Genomic DNA, 15,522 nt, shown 5'->3' on the forward strand with positions numbered 1-15,522 from the left:
AGGCAGGCAGCATGATGAGCGTGGAGTCATGTCCAGTTTTTCCGAACCATTCGAAGTGCTAGAGGAGTTGGTCAAGGTCGAAGACGGCGGTCACTGGCGCGTGGTCGCTCCAGCGCTCGGCATGGGAGGCCGGTCGCTCGACGTATGCTTCGATGGCGGTGGCCGCAAGTTTCTGACTGGCTGTCAGAAGGTCGATCCTCCAGCCGGAGTCGTTGTCGAAGGCGCGGCCGCGGTAGGACCACCAGGTGTAGGGGCCGGTGCGGTCGGGGTGGAGGGCGCGGACGACGTCGACGTAGCCGGCTTCGTCGTAGACGCGGGAGAGCCAGGCGCGTTCCTCGGGGAGGAAGCCGGCGGACTTCTGGTTGGCCTTCCAGTTCTTGAGGTCCTCGGGGCGGTGCGCGATGTTCCAGTCGCCGCAGACGACGACCTCGCGGCCGTCGGCGGCGGCGCGGGTGCGGAGGGCGGTGAGGTGGACGAGGAATTCCGCCATGAAGCGTTCCTTCTCGTCCTGGCGCTCGGTGCCGACTTCGCCGGACGGGAGGTAGAGGCTGGCGACGGTCAGGCCGGGGAGGTCGATTTCGAGGTATCTGCCCGAATTGTCGAATTCCGCCGACCCGAATCCGATCGCGGTGCGCTGCGGCTCCTTCCGGGAGAGGACGGCGACGCCGGAGCGGCCCTTGGCGGCGGAGGGGGCCCAGACGGCGTGCCAGCCGTCGAGGTCGCGCAGCTCCACGGGCAGCTGCTCGGGTTCGGAGCGCACCTCCTGCAGGCAGATGACGTCCGCCTCGGTGCCGGCCAGCCATTCGACGAAGCCCTTCTTGGCCGCCGCCCGGATTCCGTTCACATTCACACTCGTCACCACGATCACCCGGGCAGCCTACCGACTGGGCGTACTCGACCCGAATCGTGACGCGCGGTGGCCGTGGTGGCCGTGGTGGTCGCGGTGTGCCGTGTTCGACGGCGCCGGGCGGGTGCCAGCAGTGGCTGACAACGAGCTGTCGTGAACGCGGCATGAATATGTGCGACAGTCGCATCAAGCCGCGCCATTGGTCTTGACCATCTCCGGAACGAGCACCTAGGGTCGCTTACTGCAAGGACCTTTAATAAAGAAGGACGGATAAAGGCTCGCTCTCCCACCTGCCGCAACAGCGGGCAGCGGCCCCGGATCCGCCCTTCTTGTCGCAGGGCGGACAGAACAAACAGGTGGAGGACGCGGTGGGGACGACAGGACAGCTTTCGGCGGTACCGGAGCCGAAGTACTGGCACCTGCGCACGGTGCTGCTGCGGGCCATCGACTCGGAGTTCTCCACCGGGCAGGTCCTGCCCAACGAGCGCGAGCTGTCCGCCCGGTTCGGCGTGGCGCGGGCCACGCTGCGCCAGGCGCTCGACCAGCTGGAGCTGGAGGGCCGTCTGGTCCGCCGCAGGGGCATCGGCACCCTGATCGCCGCCCCTCGGGTCGGCGTCCCGGTCAGCCGGCAGGACGAGGGCTGGCCCGGCGCCGCCCGCAGCCACTCCTGGCGGACGATCGACTGCACCACCGCCCCCGCCACCCCGCAGCTGGCCAAGAGCCTCGGCATCGCCGAGGGCGCCACCGTGCACACCGTCCGCCGGGTCCGCATGGTGGAGGGCCGCGCGATGGCCACCGAGTCGCTGCACGTCCCGGCCGCGGCCCTGCCGCACCTGCCCGGCTTCCGCGCCGAGAGCGACCGCGCCCGCTCGGTGCTGCGCCAGCTGGAGCGCCTGGAGGTCGACGGTGAGTCGCGCTCGGTCGAGCTCGGCGTCGCCGAGGCCGGGGAGGCCGCGCTGCTGGAGCGTCCGCCCGGGACCCCGGTCCTGGTCATGACCACCCAGTACGGCTCGGCCGGCCGCCTCGTGGCCGTGGCCGTCGCCACCTACCGGGCGGACACCTGCAAGCTGACCTTCGGCGAGGCCGGACTGGTCGAGGTCACCCCGGTCTCCCCGGCCGCCGCGACCACCGAGGTCCGTAGCGCTTCCTGAGGCAGCGCCTTCTGACGTACCGCCTCCGGGAGCACGACTGCGTGCGGTACCACCCCTGAACCACCTGCCGGAAACCCTCAGGTCGAGGCCCGGACGCCGATCGGCGTCCGGGCCTTTGCCGTCGGGGACCCTCCGGGGACCGTCCGGGGAGCCGAGCGGCACGTCCCCGGTGGACCTCAGGCCCGGGGCGGGTCCACGGCGAAGAGCTGCTCCTCGACGTGGTCGAGGGCGACGCGCAGGGCGCCCATCGCCACGACCTCCGAGCCGAGGGCGGCCAGGGCGACCTCGGGGGCGCGCAGCGTGAACTGGGCGAGGCGCTCGCGCAGGGGGTCCAGGACGCCGTCGAGGCCGGCCGCCCAGCCGCCGATGACCACCAGCTGCGGGTCGATGGCCAGGACCAGCGCGGCGACGCCCTGGACGAGGCGGGTGAGGAAGCGGTCCATGGCGACCTTCGCGACCTCGTCGCCCTCCCGGGCCAGCCGCAGGACGCGGGCGACGGCCGCCTCGTCCAGCGGGTTGAGCGGCTTGCCGGTGGTGGACAGCAGGCGCTCGGGGGTGACCTCCTGGCCGAGCAGGTGCAGGGCACCGATCTCGCCGGCCGCGCCGCCGAAGCCGCGGTGCAGCCTGCCGTTGATGAGGGAGCCGGCGCCCGGGCTCAGGCCGGCCATGACGAACACGACGTCGTCGGCGCCGAGCGCCGCGCCCTGCCAGTGCTCGGCGATGGCGGCGAGGTTGGCGTCGTTCTCGATCAGGACCGGGCAGCGGAAGGAGCGCCGCAGTCGGGCGCCGAGGTCGAGGCCGGTCCAGCCGGGCATGGCGGTGCCGAGCCGGACGGTGCCCTCGCGGTCCACGATGCCGGGGGTGCCGATGCCGACGGCCCAGAGGTTGTCGCGGGAGATGCCGGCCTTGCGCAGCACCTCGGCGACGGCGGTGCGGACGGCGGTGAGCCGCTCCTCGGCCTCCAGGGTTTCGTCGACCGGCTTGAAGTGACTGCCCACCACCTCGCCGGTGAGGTCGGCCAGGATGACCCGGACGTCGTGCACGCCGATCTCGATGCCGAGGATGTGCCCGGCCTCGGCGCGGAAGCGGAACCAGCGGGCCGGGCGGCCGCGGCGGCCGGTGCCCGGCTGGCCGTCCTCCCTCGGCTGCTCGACCTCGGCGACCAGTCCGGTCTCGACCAGGCCCTCGATCACGCCCTCGACGGTCGGCCGGGACAGCCCGGTCTCGCCGACGAGCTGAGTGAGGGTCACGGAGTGGCCGTTCCGCAGCGCCCGGAGCGTGACCGCCGCGTTGATCCGCCGCAGCAGCGAGGAGTCTCCTCCGGTGAGCCGATCCGCCAATGCGATGCCCTTCGCCGTTCGCGCGACTGCCCTGGCGCGCGGTGTCGAGTGCGCGGTACCCACCGAATGGCCCGCGGGGGAGCGCCCCCGGAACGCGACACGGCGGCAGGGGGCCGCCTGCGCGAGGGCCGGAGGACAAGCGGAGCCTACCGGGGGACCGGCCCGGGCGGCGAGAATCTTCGCAGCTCACCCAGGCTTCGGTATCGAAATGGTACGGATCGGGTGGCGGTGCGCGGCCCTGGCTTCACCGCCCTGCCACGGACGGCCCGCACCCGCCCCGCCGGGACCGCACCGACCAGCGGGAACGCGTCGGGAGCAGTGCGCCGAGGCGGCCCCGGGAGCCGACCGCGACCGACAGGACGCCGAGGACGCCGAGGACGCCGAGGACGGAACGGAGCGAGCCGGCCGAACGGACCGAGCCCGCCGAACGGACCGAGTCGGCCGCGCCGATGGAACCGGCCGCGCGGATCGAGCCGATGGATCCGATGGATCCGATCGACCCGATGGAGCCGATCGAACCGATGGATCCAATCGACCCGATGGAGCCGATCGAACCGATGGAGCCGATCGAACCGATCGAACCGATGGAGCCGATGGAGCCGAGCGATCCAACGGACCCGAGGGAGCCGCGGGCGGGCCGGGTCGGGCGAGCGGAAGCCGTCATGGTCCTTGACTGTAGCCGCGACACGGCGTGCGCGCCCCGCCTGCGCCCACTCCGGCCTGCCCTGGCGCCGTCAGCGCCGTCAGCGCGGTCAGTGCCGTCCGTACCGTCAGTCCACCCGGGCCACGAACAGCCGCTGCCCCAGCAGGCCCAGCGGGTGCCCGTCCTCCGGCAGCGCGCGGACGGTCGGGCAGCCGGCCGCCGTGAGGGCCGTCTGCCAGTGCTCTGCCGGGTGGGCGGCGGCGGCCCGCGGGTCGCCGGTGATCAGCAGGTCGAGGTGTTCGGCGGTGGGGGCGAGCAGCAGGAGCCGGCCGCCGGGGGCGAGCAGCCGGACCAGTGCGGGGACTTCGTCCTCCGGTGGCCGGGTCGCGCCGGCGACGACGACGTCGTAGCCGCCGCCGTCGGGGGTGAGGTGGTGTTCGGCGTCGGGCCGGGGCCGGGCGGTGAGGGCGCGGGCGACGACCGTCTCGGCGCCGTCGAGGTCGAGGGCGAGTTCGAGGACGCGCAGTGGCGCCGGGCCGGTGTGGGCTTCGGCGGTGCTGCGGACCAGGGTGCCGAGGGCGGTGCCGAGGTAGCCGCGGGCGGCGGCCCGGCGGACCGGGGCGGCGGCCGGGCGGGGTGGCTCCTCGCCGCTGATCAGCCGGGGCAGCCGCAGTGCGCCGCGCCGTACCCGGTCCAGGGCGGCGGCGGGGCCGAGGCCGTCGGCCCAGGTCTCGACGGCCGGTTGCCAGGACTCCCGGACCTCGGCGGTGCCGAGTTCGGGCCCGCCGCGGTAGACCGCGCCCTGGGCGCCGCCATCGTGACGGCTGATCAGGCCGTGCCGGGCGAGCGCGTCGAGCCAGCAGGAGACCCGGGGGCGCTGGGCAGGGGTGACCATGGCGGTGGCCAGCAGTTCGGCCTCGGGGTGGGCGCGTTCGGGGTCGGTGAGGACGCCGGCCTGCTGGAGGGTGAGCAGTAGGGAGTGGAGTACGGCCCGGTCGAGGTGGGCGCCGAACTCGTGGACCTGTTCGGCGGTGATGCCGATGCTGTGCTTCCAGGCGGCGGCGGTGGCCGCGTCGGCGGCGGCGCGCAGTCGGCGGTCGGCGGCTTCGGCGTTGCTGTCGGGGGCGCGGACGTGGGCGAGGACGGCGCCGAGTGCGTCGACGGCGGCGTACACGTCCTCCTGGCGGGGTTCGGGGCCGACGTGCAGGACGAGCCGCAGTGTGTCGAGGTCCAGGTCGTGGGTGGCGGGGCCGGGCAGTCGGCTGAGGCGCCAGAGCAGGGCGGAGGGCAGGCTGAGGTGGGTGGTGTGGTTGGCGGCGACGGCGGCGAGTTGTTCCTCGGGCGACTGCTCGGGGTCGGCGCAGTGGACGGTGCCGCCGGCGAGCAGGGTGGCGAGGGCGAGGTCGACGGCGAGGTCGGTGACGGGGTGCAGCAGGGTGTGCCGGATCGGGGGCCGGCCGAGGACGCCGGCCCAGTAGTGCAGCCGCTGCTCGGCGGTGCGGGCGGCGGAGGGGGCGAGTGCGGCGTGCTCGGCGACGCGCTGGGCGAGGGCCCGTGGCAGGCCGCCCGGCGGGGAGACGCCGAGCAGCAGGCCGATGCCGCTGATCGCGCGCCCGTCGGCGACGACGGCGGGCCGGTCGCCGAGTTCGCGCAGCGCGCTGACCAGGGCAGGAGTCGTGGGCACGGTGATCACTTCCGGGGTGCGGGGGAGAAACCGCACTACTGAACCATGCGGCCGGGCCGGGGGAGGGCGCCCATGGGTCAAACTTCTGTAATGATTTTCATATCGGCTAGCCAAGCGGGTGGGGCGAAGTCGGCGCGAAGGTGTCGGAACTTCGCATTCCGGAAGTGCCGCGTGATCCCTTGACAGTCGGTTCGGGTACTGGATTACTGGCCCTGACTGTGACGCCTGACCGAACGACCGGTAGGAATCCCCGGATCGGGCCACCCCGGACCGCTCGGCGACCCCGGATCGGCAGGGCGACGGCTCCGGGGCCGCCGACCAGCGAAGGAGTGACGATGACCGGCACCGCACCCGTCCCGCGCCGACACCTCGGGGAGCCGATCCCGCCCGGGCTCCTGGACGCCGGCGAGCGGATGGGCCCGGACGAGCTGCGCGCCTACCAGCTCACCCGGCTGCGGGCCACTCTGCGGCACGCGTACGACAATGTCGAGCTCTACCGCCGCAAGTTCGACGCAGCCGGCGTGCACCCCGAGGACTGCCGCACCCTGGCGGACCTCGCCCGCTTCCCCTGCACCACCAAGGCCGACCTGCGCGAGGGCTACCCGTTCGGCATGTTCGCCGTCCCGATGGAGCAGGTCCGCCGGATCCACGCCTCCAGCGGCACCACCGGCCGGCCGACCGTGGTCGGCTACACCGAGAACGACCTCTCCATGTGGGCCGACGTGGTCGCCCGCTCGATCCGCGCGGCCGGCGGCAGGCCCGGTCACAAGGTGCACATCGCCTACGGCTACGGTCTGTTCACCGGCGGCCTCGGCGCCCACTACGGCGCCGAGCGGGCCGGCTGCACCGTGATCCCGGCCTCCGGCGGCATGACGGCCCGGCAGGTGCAGCTGATCCAGGACTTCGAGCCCGAGATCATCATGGTGACCCCGTCCTACCTGCTCACCATTCTCGACGAGTTCGAGAAGCAGGGCATCGACCCGCGCGGCACCTCGCTCAAGGTGGGCATCTTCGGCGCCGAGCCCTGGACGGAGGAGATGCGGCGCGAGATCGAGGAGCGGCTCGACCTGCACGCCGTCGACATCTACGGCCTGTCCGAGGTGGTCGGCCCGGGCGTCGCGCAGGAGTGCGTGGAGACCAAGGACGGACTGCACATCTGGGAGGACCACTTCTACCCGGAGGTCGTCGACCCGTTCACCGACGAGGTGCTGCCCGAGGGCGAGGTCGGCGAGCTGGTCTTCACCTCGCTCACCAAGGAGGCGCTGCCCGTCATCCGCTACCGCACCCGCGACCTCAGCCGCCTGCTGCCCGGCACCGCGCGTCCGGCCTTCCGGCGGATGGAGAAGGTCACCGGTCGCAGCGACGACATGATCATCCTGCGCGGGGTGAACCTCTTCCCGACCCAGATCGAGGAGATCCTGCTGCGCACCCCGGCCGTCGCGCCGCACTTCCAGCTGCGGCTCACCCGGGAGGGGCGGCTGGACCGGATGGCCGTCCGGGTCGAGGCGCGGCCCGACGCGCCCGCCGAGCAGCGGGACGCGGCGCGGGAGGCGATCGCCCGTGCGGTGAAGGACGGGATCGGCGTGACGGTCGCGGTCGAGGTGGTCGAGCCGTACACCCTGGAGCGCTCGGTCGGGAAGATCAAGCGGGTGGTGGACGAGCGGGGCTGACCCGCCGAGAGGCCGCGAGACCCGCCGAGAGGTCGCGATATCCGTCGTGAGGTCGCGAGACCCGCCGGGAGTTCGCGGGACCCGTCGGGAGGTCGCGATATCCGTCGAGAGTTCGCGGGACCCGTCGGGAGTTCGCGATATCCGTCGAGAGTTCGTGGGACCCGCCGGGAGACGGAGAGGTCGGAGGCGCACGGCTGTCCGGGGGGTGATGCCGTGCGCCTCCGACGTCTACAGAAATGTAGACGGCCGATCGGGCGCGAGTCCAGCCACCTCCCCCGCTACCCGTTCGGACCACCGGAATCGTGGGCCGGGCACATGCTTCCCAGACTCGGAGAGGAGAAGGGGGTGGACCCAACCGGAGAGGCATCTTCATGAGCATCGGGCTTCGCCGCGTCCTCGCGGTCACCGCCGTGGTTTCCCTCGGCCTCGGCATGGCGTCCTGTGGCAGCGCCAAGCAGTCGTCCGGAGGCGGCTCCTCGGGCACCGCGGCCGCCGCGAGCGGCAGCGCCTCCGTGGGGGCCGTCCGGATCGGCCTGCTGCTGCCGGAGACCAAGACCACCCGCTACGAGCAGTTCGACCGCCCGCTGATCGAGCAGAAGATCAAGGAGCTCGCGCCGGAGGCCCAGATCGACTACTACAACGCCAACCAGGACGCGACGGTCCAGCAGACCCAGGTGGACACCGCCCTCACCAAGGGCGACAAGGTGCTGATCCTGGACGCGGTGGACTCCAAGTCGATCCAGTCCTCCGTCCAGAAGGCCCACGACGCGGGCGTCAAGGTGCTCGCCTACGACCGCCTGGCCCAGGGCCCGGCCGACGCGTACGTCTCCTTCGACAACCACAAGGTCGGCCAGCTGCAGGGCCAGGCCCTGGTCGCGGCGGTGGGCGACAAGGCCAACGCCGGCCAGATCATCATGATCAACGGCTCGCCCACCGACCCCAACGCGGCCGACTTCAAGGCCGGCGCGCACAGCGCCATCGACGGCAAGCTGAAGATCGGCAAGGAGTACGACACCCCGCAGTGGGACCCGAACCTGGCCAACCAGGAGGCGGCGGCGGGCATCACCGCGATCGGCCCGAGCAACGTCGTCGGCATCTACTCCGCCAACGACGGCATGGCCGCCGGTATCGCCACCGCGCAGAAGGCGGCCGGCATCAACACCCCGCTCACCGGCCAGGACGCCCAGCTCGACGCCATCCAGCGGATCCTGATCGGCACCCAGACCATGACGGTCTACAAGCCGTTCAAGCCGGAGACCGACGCCGCGGCCGAGATGGCCGTCGCCATGGCCGCCGGCGGCACCCCCGGCCCCTCCCTCGCGCCCACGACGGCGACCAACGGCAGCAACAACAAGGTGCTGGCCAACCTGCTCACCCCGATCGTCGTCAACAAGGACAACGTCAAGACCACCGTGGTCCAGGACGGCCTCTACACCGTCGCCCAGATCTGCACGCCGGACTACGCCGCCGCCTGCCAGGCCGCCGGTCTCACGTAACCGACGTCGCCCTCCCGGCGGCGCTCGTCCGACGCCGCCCTCCCGACGTCCCCCCTCGAACCCGAACAGGCCCCGCCTCCACGACGGAGGCGGGGCAAGGGAGTTGGTCACTGTGGCAGGTGAGACCGTACTGGCCCTGCGTGGGGTCTCCAAACGGTTCGGCGCCGTCCAGGCGCTCACCGACATCGAACTGGAGGTGCGCGCCGGCGAGGTGGTGGCCCTGGTCGGCGACAACGGCGCCGGCAAGTCCACCCTGGTCAAGGCCATCGCCGGCGTGCACCAGCCCGACGAGGGCGTCATCGAGTGGCAGGGCAGGCCGGTGAGCATCCACCGGCCGCAGGACGCCCAGCAGTTGGGCATCGCGACGGTCTACCAGGACCTCGCGCTCTGCGACAACCTCGACGTGGTCGGGAACCTCTTCCTCGGCCGCGAGATCCGGCGCTTCACCATCCTCGACGAGGTCGCGATGGAGAAGCGCTCCCGGGCGCTGCTGGACACCCTCTCCATCCGCATCCCCAGCGTGCGGATCCCCGTCGCCTCGCTCTCCGGTGGTCAGCGCCAGGTCGTCGCGATCGCCCGCGCGCTGATCGGCTCGCCCAAGGTCGTGATGCTGGACGAACCCACCGCGGCCCTCGGCGTCGAGCAGACCGCCCAGGTGCTCGACCTGGTCGAGCGGCTGCGCGAGCAGGACCACGGCGTGATCCTGATCAGCCACAACATGGCGGACGTGATGGCCGTCGCGGACACCGTCGCGGTGTTGCGCCTCGGCCGCAACAACGGCGTCTTCGACAAGCGCTACACCAACCAGGAAGCGATCATCTCGGCCATCACCGGGGCCACGGACAACGCCGTGACCCGTCGGAAGGCCCGGGGCCAGGAGGGTTCCGAGTGAGCGAGAACATTCCCGGGGGCCCCCCGGGCGGCGAGCCCGAACACCACCGCGTCCCGCTGCCCGAGGACAGCATGCCCGTCGGCGGCGTCAACGCGCCCGAGCCGGTCGCCCCCGGGGCGACCCCCGCCGTCGACCCCCGGCTGATCGTGCGCCAGGAGGGCGTCAAGGGCTACCTCGGGGAGTTCCGCCGCCGCCTGAGCAGCGGTGAACTCGGCTCGCTGCCCGTCGTGCTGGCGCTGATCGTGATCTGGGCCGTGTTCGGCAGCCTGAACAGCAGTTTCCTGTCCGCCCAGAACCTCTCCAACCTGTCCCAGCAGATCGTCGGCACCGGCATGATCGCGATCGGTGTGGTCTTCGTGCTGCTGCTCGGCGAGATCGACCTCTCGGTCGGCTCGGTCAGCGGTCTGTGCGCCGCGATCTACGCCGTCCTGAACGTCACCCACGGCGTGAACGAGTGGGTGGCGCTGCTCTGCGCCCTCGTCGGGGGTGCCGTGGTCGGCTGCATCCAGGGCGTCTTCTTCGCCAAGGTCGGGGTCCCAGCCTTCGTCGTCACCCTCGCCGGTAACCTCGGCTGGAACGGCCTGATGCTGCAGATCCTCGGAGCCACCGGCACCGTCAACCTCTCCGGCAACGACATCGTCTCCAAGCTCTACAGCACCATCTACGGCCAGCAGATCGCCGCCTACGGCGCGGCGGCCGTCGGTGTCCTGCTGTTCCTGTTCGCCTCGCTGGTCGACACCCGCCGGCGGCAGGCCGCGGGCGTGCCGTCCCGCCCGACGACCGACATCGTGCTGCGGACCGTCCTGCTGGCGATCGTCGCCTTCCTCGCCGCCTACACGCTCAACCAGTACAAGGGTCTGCCGCTCGCGCTGCTGATCTTCCTGATCTTCATCGTGGTGCTGGACTTCGTGCTGCGCCGCACCTCGTACGGCCGCCAGGTGTTCGCGCTCGGCGGCAACATCGAGGGTGCCCGGCGCGCGGGCATCAACGTGGCCTGGATCCGGATCACGGTCTTCACCATCTGCTCCACGATGGCGGCGGTGGGCGGTCTGTTCCTGGCCGCGCAGATCCAGTCCGCCAGCCAGACCTCCGGCGGCGGCAACCTGCTGATGAACGCCATCGCGGCGGCCGTCATCGGCGGCACCAGCCTGTTCGGCGGGCGCGGCAAGACCTGGTCCGCACTGCTCGGTGCGCTGGTGATCGGCTCGATCCAGTCCGGGATGAACATCCAGGGCCTGAGCAACGCCATCCAGTTCATGATCACCGGTGCGGTGCTGCTCGCCGCCGTCGTGGTCGACTCGCTGGCCCGGCGCACCCAGAAGGCCGCCGGGCGGGCCTGAGCGCCCGCGCGCGGGCTCCGTGGCGGGCGTGGGTATCCGCGCGCGGGCTCCGTGGCGGGCGAGGGCATCCGCGTGCGGGCTCTATGCTGCGGGCATGCCGAATGAGCTGCGCATTCTTCAGCCGGCCGAGGACCTCGCCTTCATCCGGCGCGAGACCGAGCTGAAACCCGTCCCCTTCGTGCCCGAGGTCAGTCTGCACATGGCCGAGGACGCCATCGCCCTGTGGGAGACCACCGAGCGGGCGCGCGGGGAGGCCGGGCTGCCGCCGCCGTTCTGGGCCTTCGCCTGGGCCGGCGGCGTGGCCGTCAGCCGCTACGTGCTGGACCACCCCGAACTGGTGGCGGGCCGTACGGTGCTGGACGTCGCGGCCGGGTCCGGACTGGTCGGGGTGGCCGCAGCGCTGTGCGGCGCGACCTCCGTGCGCGCCGCCGAGATCGACGCCTACGCGGTGGCCGCGATCGGCCTGAACGCCGAGGCCAACGGGGTGCGGGTGGACGGCGCCCTGGTGGACCTGGTGGACGGGGACGGCGCCCCGGCCGAGGTGGTGCTCGCGGGCGACGTCTTCTACGAACGGGCCATGGCCGCCCGCTTCCTGCCCTTCCTGGAACGGGCCGCCGCGCGCGGCGCCACCGTCATCGTCGGCGACCCCGGCCGCGCCTACCTGCCGCGGGAACGGTTTACGGCGGTGGCGGCGTACCAGGTGCCGGTCGTCGCGGACCTGGAGGACACCGCGGTCAAGACCACCACGGTGTGGCGGCTCGGCTGACGTGCGCTCAACCCGCTCCGGAGCGATGGGGTTTCGGTGCGGGTGCGGTGCGGGTGTGGTGTCCGGGCGCCGCCGGTGCGATCGGTGACGCACGATCATGTCACGATGGTTACCGACTGGTAGTCCGATGATGTCCAGTCCGTGAAACCGCACCACCGTAAGGAGTCACGATGCGTCGACGCATCTCCGCCCTCGTCCTGACCGCAGCCCTGGCCGGCGGCGCCCTGGCGACGGTCGCCCAGGTCGCCACCGCGCAGCCCGCGGCCGCCGCCTCGATCACCGTTGACCTCAACAAGATGCGCCAGCAGGTCGCCGACCTGCGCCAGAAGGCCAACCGGCTGGACCACGAGGGCGAGCACGCCGCGGCCCGCAAGGCCCGCGCCCAGGCCGACGCGCTGCAGCGCCGGATCGACCAGATCGAGAAGTCCGAGGGCGGGACCACGCACCACTTCTGACGAACGCTGGTTCTGACGAAAGCTGCATACGGCGAAAGCCGCATACGGCGAAAGCTGCATCCGGCGAACGCCGCGCGATCGACGCCGCCCGCCCCGCCCGCCCGTCGGGCCGGGGCGGGCGGCGCCGTCGTTCCGTCGCCGGGGCGTCGGCCGTCCGGGGAGTGGAATTCCCGGTGGCGGGGCGGGATCGGCTGCTAGACAGGCCCGCATGACCGATCGGACAGCCCTGCGCCCCGCCAGCCCCGACGAGATCCCCGCCCTGCTCGCCCTCTGGGCCCGGGCGGCCAAGGGCACCAGCATCACGGACGACGCGGCGGGCGTGGCCGCGCTGCTCGCCCGCGACCCCGAGTGCCTGATCGTCGCCACCCCGGCCGACGACCCGACGACCCTCCTCGGCACCGTGATCGCCGGCTGGGACGGCTGGCGCTGCCACCTCTACCGCCTCGCCGTCGACCCCGAGCACCGCCGCAGGGGCATCGGCGCCGCCCTGCTCGCGGCCGCCGAGGAGCGCTTCGCCGCGCTCGGCGGCCGCCGCGCCGACGCCATGGTGCTGGACGACAACGCCCTCGGCCACCGCACCTGGCAGGCCGCCGGCTACCAGCCGGAGCCGCAGTGGAGCCGCTGGGTCAAGCCGCTGGCGGGCTGATCCCGCACGGCCGGGCCCGGGGTGGGCCCGGCCGTCCCGGGTGCCGCGCGCGTGCCGGCGGTCGCGCGGTCAGCCGCGCAGGGCCGCCAGCCAGGCCTCGACCTCGTCGGAGCGGCGGGGGAGGGCGGCGGAGAGGTTCTCGTTGCCGCCCTCCGTGACCAGGATGTCGTCCTCGATCCGCACACCGATGCCGCGGTACTCCTCGGGCACCGTCAGGTCGTTCTGCTGGAAGTAGATGCCCGGCTCGACGGTGAGCACCATGCCCGGCTTCAGCGGGCCGTCCACGTGGATCTCGGTGAGGGAGTGGGCGCAGTCGTGGACGTCGATGCCCAGCATGTGGCCGGTGCCGGCCAGCGTGAAGCGGCGGTGCAGGCCCAGCTCGTACACCTTGTCGGCGGTCAGGTCGCCGAACAGCCCCCAGGAGGTGAGGTGTTCGGCGAGCTCGCGCTGGGCGGCGCGGTGGAAGTCGCGGAAGTCCGCGCCCGGCTTGACGGCGGCGATGCCGGCCTCCTGGGCCGCGAACACGGCGTCGTAGACCTTGCGCTGCAGGTCGGTGAAGCGGCCACTGACCGGCAGGGTGCGGGTGATGTCGGCGGTGTAGAGGTGGTTGGTCTCCACGCCCGCGTCGAGCAGCAGGAGGTCGCCGGGCTTGGCGTGGCCGTCGTTGCGCACCCAGTGCATGGTGGTGGCGTGCGGCCCGGATGCGGCGATGGTGCCGTACCCGACGTCATTGCCCTCGACCCGGGCCCGGACGAAGAAGGTGCCCTCGATCAGCCGCTCCGCCGTCTCGGTGTCGGTGCCGAGCACGCGCACCACGTCCTCGAAACCGCGGGCGGTGGCCGCGCAGGCGAAGCGCAGCTCGGCGATCTCGAACTCGTCCTTCACCAGGCGCAGTCCGGACAGGAAGGCCTCGAACTCCTCGTCCCGCTCGGCGGCCGCCCGGCCGTCGAGCGCCGCCTCCACGCCCGCGTCGTGGCGGCGCAGCACCCGCACCGGGCCGGTGGCCGCGCGCAGGTCGGCGTGCACGGTGCGCACGTCCCGGCAGGGCAGGCCGAGCAGCCGCTCGCTCTCGGTCAGGCTGTTGCGGCGGCCGTCCCACAGCTCGCCGTGGGTGTCCAGCCAGAACTCGCCGTTGTCGGTCTCCGAGCGGTTGCGCAGGTAGAGGACGGCGGTGTGGCCGCTCGCGCCGGTCGGCTCCAGCACCAGCACGGCGTCCTGGGACTGGTCGCCGGTCAGGTAGGCGTAGTCGGAGGACGGGCGGAACGGGTAGTCGGTGTCGTTGGCCCGCACCTTGGGGTTGCCGGACGGGACCACCAGCAGCTCGCCGGGGAAGGCGGCGGACAGCTCGGCGCGGCGGCGGGCGGTGTGCGCGGCCTGCGGGACCGGCTCCAGCGCGGTGCGCTCGGTGTCGGCCCAGCCCTGCTTCATGTTCTCGGCGAGTTCGTCCGTGACGCCGCGGGTCAGGCCGTTCTTCCGGTACTTGATGGTGTCGGCGGGCTCGGTCACTACGGTCTCCTGATGAGGGTGGTGGATGCGACGTGCTTCGCTACGCTGCCCCGTCCGTCGGCATGCGTCCCGTACGGTATATCGAACAGTGCCGGGAGAGAAGAGGTCGAGCGTGAACGAGGCCGGGGAATCCGTCCGGGGCGGCCAGTCCGTCCACAGCGGGCAGTCCGTTCACGGCGGGCGGACCGGTCACGGCCAGGAGGCCGGGGCCGGGGAGTCCGTCCGGGGCGTCCTCGCCGCCAACCTGAAGCGGGTGCGGGCGCAGCACGGGCTGTCGCTGTCCGAGCTGTCCCGGCGGGCCGGGATCGGCAAGGCGACCCTCTCCCAGCTGGAGTCCGGCGCCGGCAACCCGACCCTGGAGACCGTGCTCGGGCTCTCCCGGGTGCTCGGCGTGCCGATCTCCGACCTAGTGGAGGCGCGGCCCGCCGACGAGGTGACGGTGGTGCGGGCGGCCGACGTCGAGGTGCTGAGCGGCCGGGGCGTCGACCTGCGCCCGCTGCGCCGGATCGAGTCCGGGGACGCGGTGTTCGAGATCTACGACCAGCAGGTGCGCACGGACGGCACCCAGATCTCCGGCGGCCACATCGGCACCGAGCACACCATCGTCCAGGCCGGGCGGCTGCGGGTGCGGGCGGGCCGCCGCGAGGTCGAGCTCGGCCCCGGCGACTACGTCGGCTTCGACGCCTCGCTGCCGCACTCGTACACCGCCGTGGGCGGCGAGCCGGTCCGCTCGGTGCTCCTGCTGCAGTACCGCGCGGAGCAGCGGCTGCACCTGGCGGATGCGGCGGAGCCGGTGGGTGGGTCGGTGGGCGGGTCGGTGGGTGAGCCGGTCCTGCCGGCCGCCGGGCGACCGGCACTGGGGCCCTCGCTGCGCCACGACGACCACTGACGGAGCCGGTTCGCCGAGCAGCTCCGATCGTTCGGTTTACCGAACTCACCGGAGCGGCGCCCGGGGGCCCGCTCTCCTCGGGCGGCGCCCCGGCCCCCACTCCCCTCGTGGTGGGGGCCGGAACGAGCCTGCGCCGCACCGACCGGGAGAGCATGCCAAGCGTGGCGGGGCCGTTGCCATGCATTAGCCTCTGGGCC

Annotated in this window: 14 protein-coding genes; 9 read left to right on the forward strand and 5 right to left on the reverse strand. The window is 72.7% G+C overall.

Annotation, left to right across the window (positions count from 1 at the left end):
* Nucleotides 1-58 precede the first annotated feature (58 nt).
* Complete coding sequence (locus ABTY56_RS28515; RefSeq protein WP_350632067.1) at nucleotides 59-868, reverse strand: exodeoxyribonuclease III; 810 nt, start codon at nucleotides 866-868, stop codon at nucleotides 59-61.
* Nucleotides 869-1,215: 347 nt separating this feature from the next.
* Between ABTY56_RS28515 and ABTY56_RS28520 the strand changes: the two genes are divergently transcribed.
* On the forward strand, nucleotides 1,216-1,998 hold the full coding sequence (locus ABTY56_RS28520; protein WP_350632068.1) for a GntR family transcriptional regulator: 783 nt from the start codon (nucleotides 1,216-1,218) through the stop codon (nucleotides 1,996-1,998).
* A gap of 176 nt (nucleotides 1,999-2,174) precedes the next feature.
* Here ABTY56_RS28520 and ABTY56_RS28525 read toward each other — a convergent pair whose 3' ends face one another.
* The 3 genes from ABTY56_RS28525 to ABTY56_RS28535 all read right to left on the reverse strand — a co-directional run bounded on the left by ABTY56_RS28525 (nucleotide 2,175) and on the right by ABTY56_RS28535 (nucleotide 5,665).
* Nucleotides 2,175-3,338, reverse strand: a complete 1,164-nt coding sequence (locus ABTY56_RS28525) for an ROK family protein (RefSeq protein WP_350632069.1) — start codon at nucleotides 3,336-3,338, stop codon at nucleotides 2,175-2,177.
* 244 nt (nucleotides 3,339-3,582) lie between these two features.
* Nucleotides 3,583-4,002: a hypothetical protein gene (locus tag ABTY56_RS28530; protein ID WP_350632070.1), complete on the reverse strand. Its 420-nt coding sequence runs from the start codon at nucleotides 4,000-4,002 to the stop codon at nucleotides 3,583-3,585.
* Between the two features lie 106 nt (nucleotides 4,003-4,108).
* Nucleotides 4,109-5,665 (reverse strand): acyl-CoA synthetase family protein, encoded by a 1,557-nt coding sequence (locus tag ABTY56_RS28535; RefSeq protein WP_350632071.1) that lies wholly within the window; start codon nucleotides 5,663-5,665, stop codon nucleotides 4,109-4,111.
* Nucleotides 5,666-6,000: 335 nt separating this feature from the next.
* Between ABTY56_RS28535 and paaK the strand changes: the two genes are divergently transcribed.
* The 7 genes from paaK to ABTY56_RS28570 all read left to right on the forward strand — a co-directional run bounded on the left by paaK (nucleotide 6,001) and on the right by ABTY56_RS28570 (nucleotide 12,930).
* Nucleotides 6,001-7,335 (forward strand): phenylacetate--CoA ligase PaaK, encoded by a 1,335-nt coding sequence (gene paaK, locus ABTY56_RS28540; protein ID WP_350632072.1) that lies wholly within the window; start codon nucleotides 6,001-6,003, stop codon nucleotides 7,333-7,335.
* A 371-nt stretch (nucleotides 7,336-7,706) separates the two neighbouring features.
* Nucleotides 7,707-8,831, forward strand: a complete 1,125-nt coding sequence (locus tag ABTY56_RS28545; protein WP_350632073.1) for a substrate-binding domain-containing protein — start codon at nucleotides 7,707-7,709, stop codon at nucleotides 8,829-8,831.
* A 112-nt stretch (nucleotides 8,832-8,943) separates the two neighbouring features.
* Nucleotides 8,944-9,723, forward strand: a complete 780-nt coding sequence (locus ABTY56_RS28550) for an ATP-binding cassette domain-containing protein (protein WP_502893203.1) — start codon at nucleotides 8,944-8,946, stop codon at nucleotides 9,721-9,723.
* Nucleotides 9,724-9,794: 71 nt separating this feature from the next.
* Nucleotides 9,795-11,063, forward strand: coding sequence for a sugar ABC transporter permease (locus tag ABTY56_RS28555; protein ID WP_350632110.1), 1,269 nt, complete (start codon nucleotides 9,795-9,797; stop codon nucleotides 11,061-11,063).
* A 94-nt stretch (nucleotides 11,064-11,157) separates the two neighbouring features.
* Nucleotides 11,158-11,829, forward strand: a complete 672-nt coding sequence (locus ABTY56_RS28560; protein WP_350632075.1) for a class I SAM-dependent methyltransferase — start codon at nucleotides 11,158-11,160, stop codon at nucleotides 11,827-11,829.
* A gap of 170 nt (nucleotides 11,830-11,999) precedes the next feature.
* Complete coding sequence (locus ABTY56_RS28565; protein WP_350632076.1) at nucleotides 12,000-12,284, forward strand: hypothetical protein; 285 nt, start codon at nucleotides 12,000-12,002, stop codon at nucleotides 12,282-12,284.
* A 208-nt stretch (nucleotides 12,285-12,492) separates the two neighbouring features.
* Nucleotides 12,493-12,930, forward strand: coding sequence for a GNAT family N-acetyltransferase (locus ABTY56_RS28570; protein WP_350632077.1), 438 nt, complete (start codon nucleotides 12,493-12,495; stop codon nucleotides 12,928-12,930).
* Between the two features lie 69 nt (nucleotides 12,931-12,999).
* Here ABTY56_RS28570 and ABTY56_RS28575 read toward each other — a convergent pair whose 3' ends face one another.
* Entirely contained in the window at nucleotides 13,000-14,463 is a 1,464-nt protein-coding gene (locus tag ABTY56_RS28575; protein ID WP_502893204.1) for an aminopeptidase P family protein, read from the reverse strand.
* 85 nt (nucleotides 14,464-14,548) lie between these two features.
* On the opposite strand from ABTY56_RS28575, the gene ABTY56_RS28580 reads away from it, so the two are divergent.
* The gene (locus ABTY56_RS28580) at nucleotides 14,549-15,325 is read left to right on the forward strand and encodes a helix-turn-helix domain-containing protein (RefSeq protein ID WP_350632079.1); all 777 of its coding nucleotides are present in this window, start codon (nucleotides 14,549-14,551) and stop codon (nucleotides 15,323-15,325) included.
* Nucleotides 15,326-15,522: the final 197 nt, after the last annotated feature.

It is taken from the genome of Kitasatospora sp. NPDC097691 (assembly GCF_040302665.1).
In the GTDB taxonomy this organism is placed as follows: Bacteria; Actinomycetota; Actinomycetes; order Streptomycetales; family Streptomycetaceae; genus Kitasatospora.

Coding starts and splice junctions, on each gene's coding strand:
- ABTY56_RS28530 (WP_350632070.1), bottom strand. CDS start 4,002: ATGACGGCTTCCGCTCGCCCGACCCGGCCCGCCCGCGGCTCCCTCGGG.
- paaK (WP_350632072.1), top strand. CDS start 6,001: ATGACCGGCACCGCACCCGTCCCGCGCCGACACCTCGGGGAGCCGATC.
- ABTY56_RS28545 (WP_350632073.1), top strand. CDS start 7,707: ATGAGCATCGGGCTTCGCCGCGTCCTCGCGGTCACCGCCGTGGTTTCC.
- ABTY56_RS28555 (WP_350632110.1), top strand. CDS start 9,795: ATGCCCGTCGGCGGCGTCAACGCGCCCGAGCCGGTCGCCCCCGGGGCG.
- ABTY56_RS28560 (WP_350632075.1), top strand. CDS start 11,158: ATGCCGAATGAGCTGCGCATTCTTCAGCCGGCCGAGGACCTCGCCTTC.
- ABTY56_RS28565 (WP_350632076.1), top strand. CDS start 12,000: ATGCGTCGACGCATCTCCGCCCTCGTCCTGACCGCAGCCCTGGCCGGC.
- ABTY56_RS28570 (WP_350632077.1), top strand. CDS start 12,493: ATGACCGATCGGACAGCCCTGCGCCCCGCCAGCCCCGACGAGATCCCC.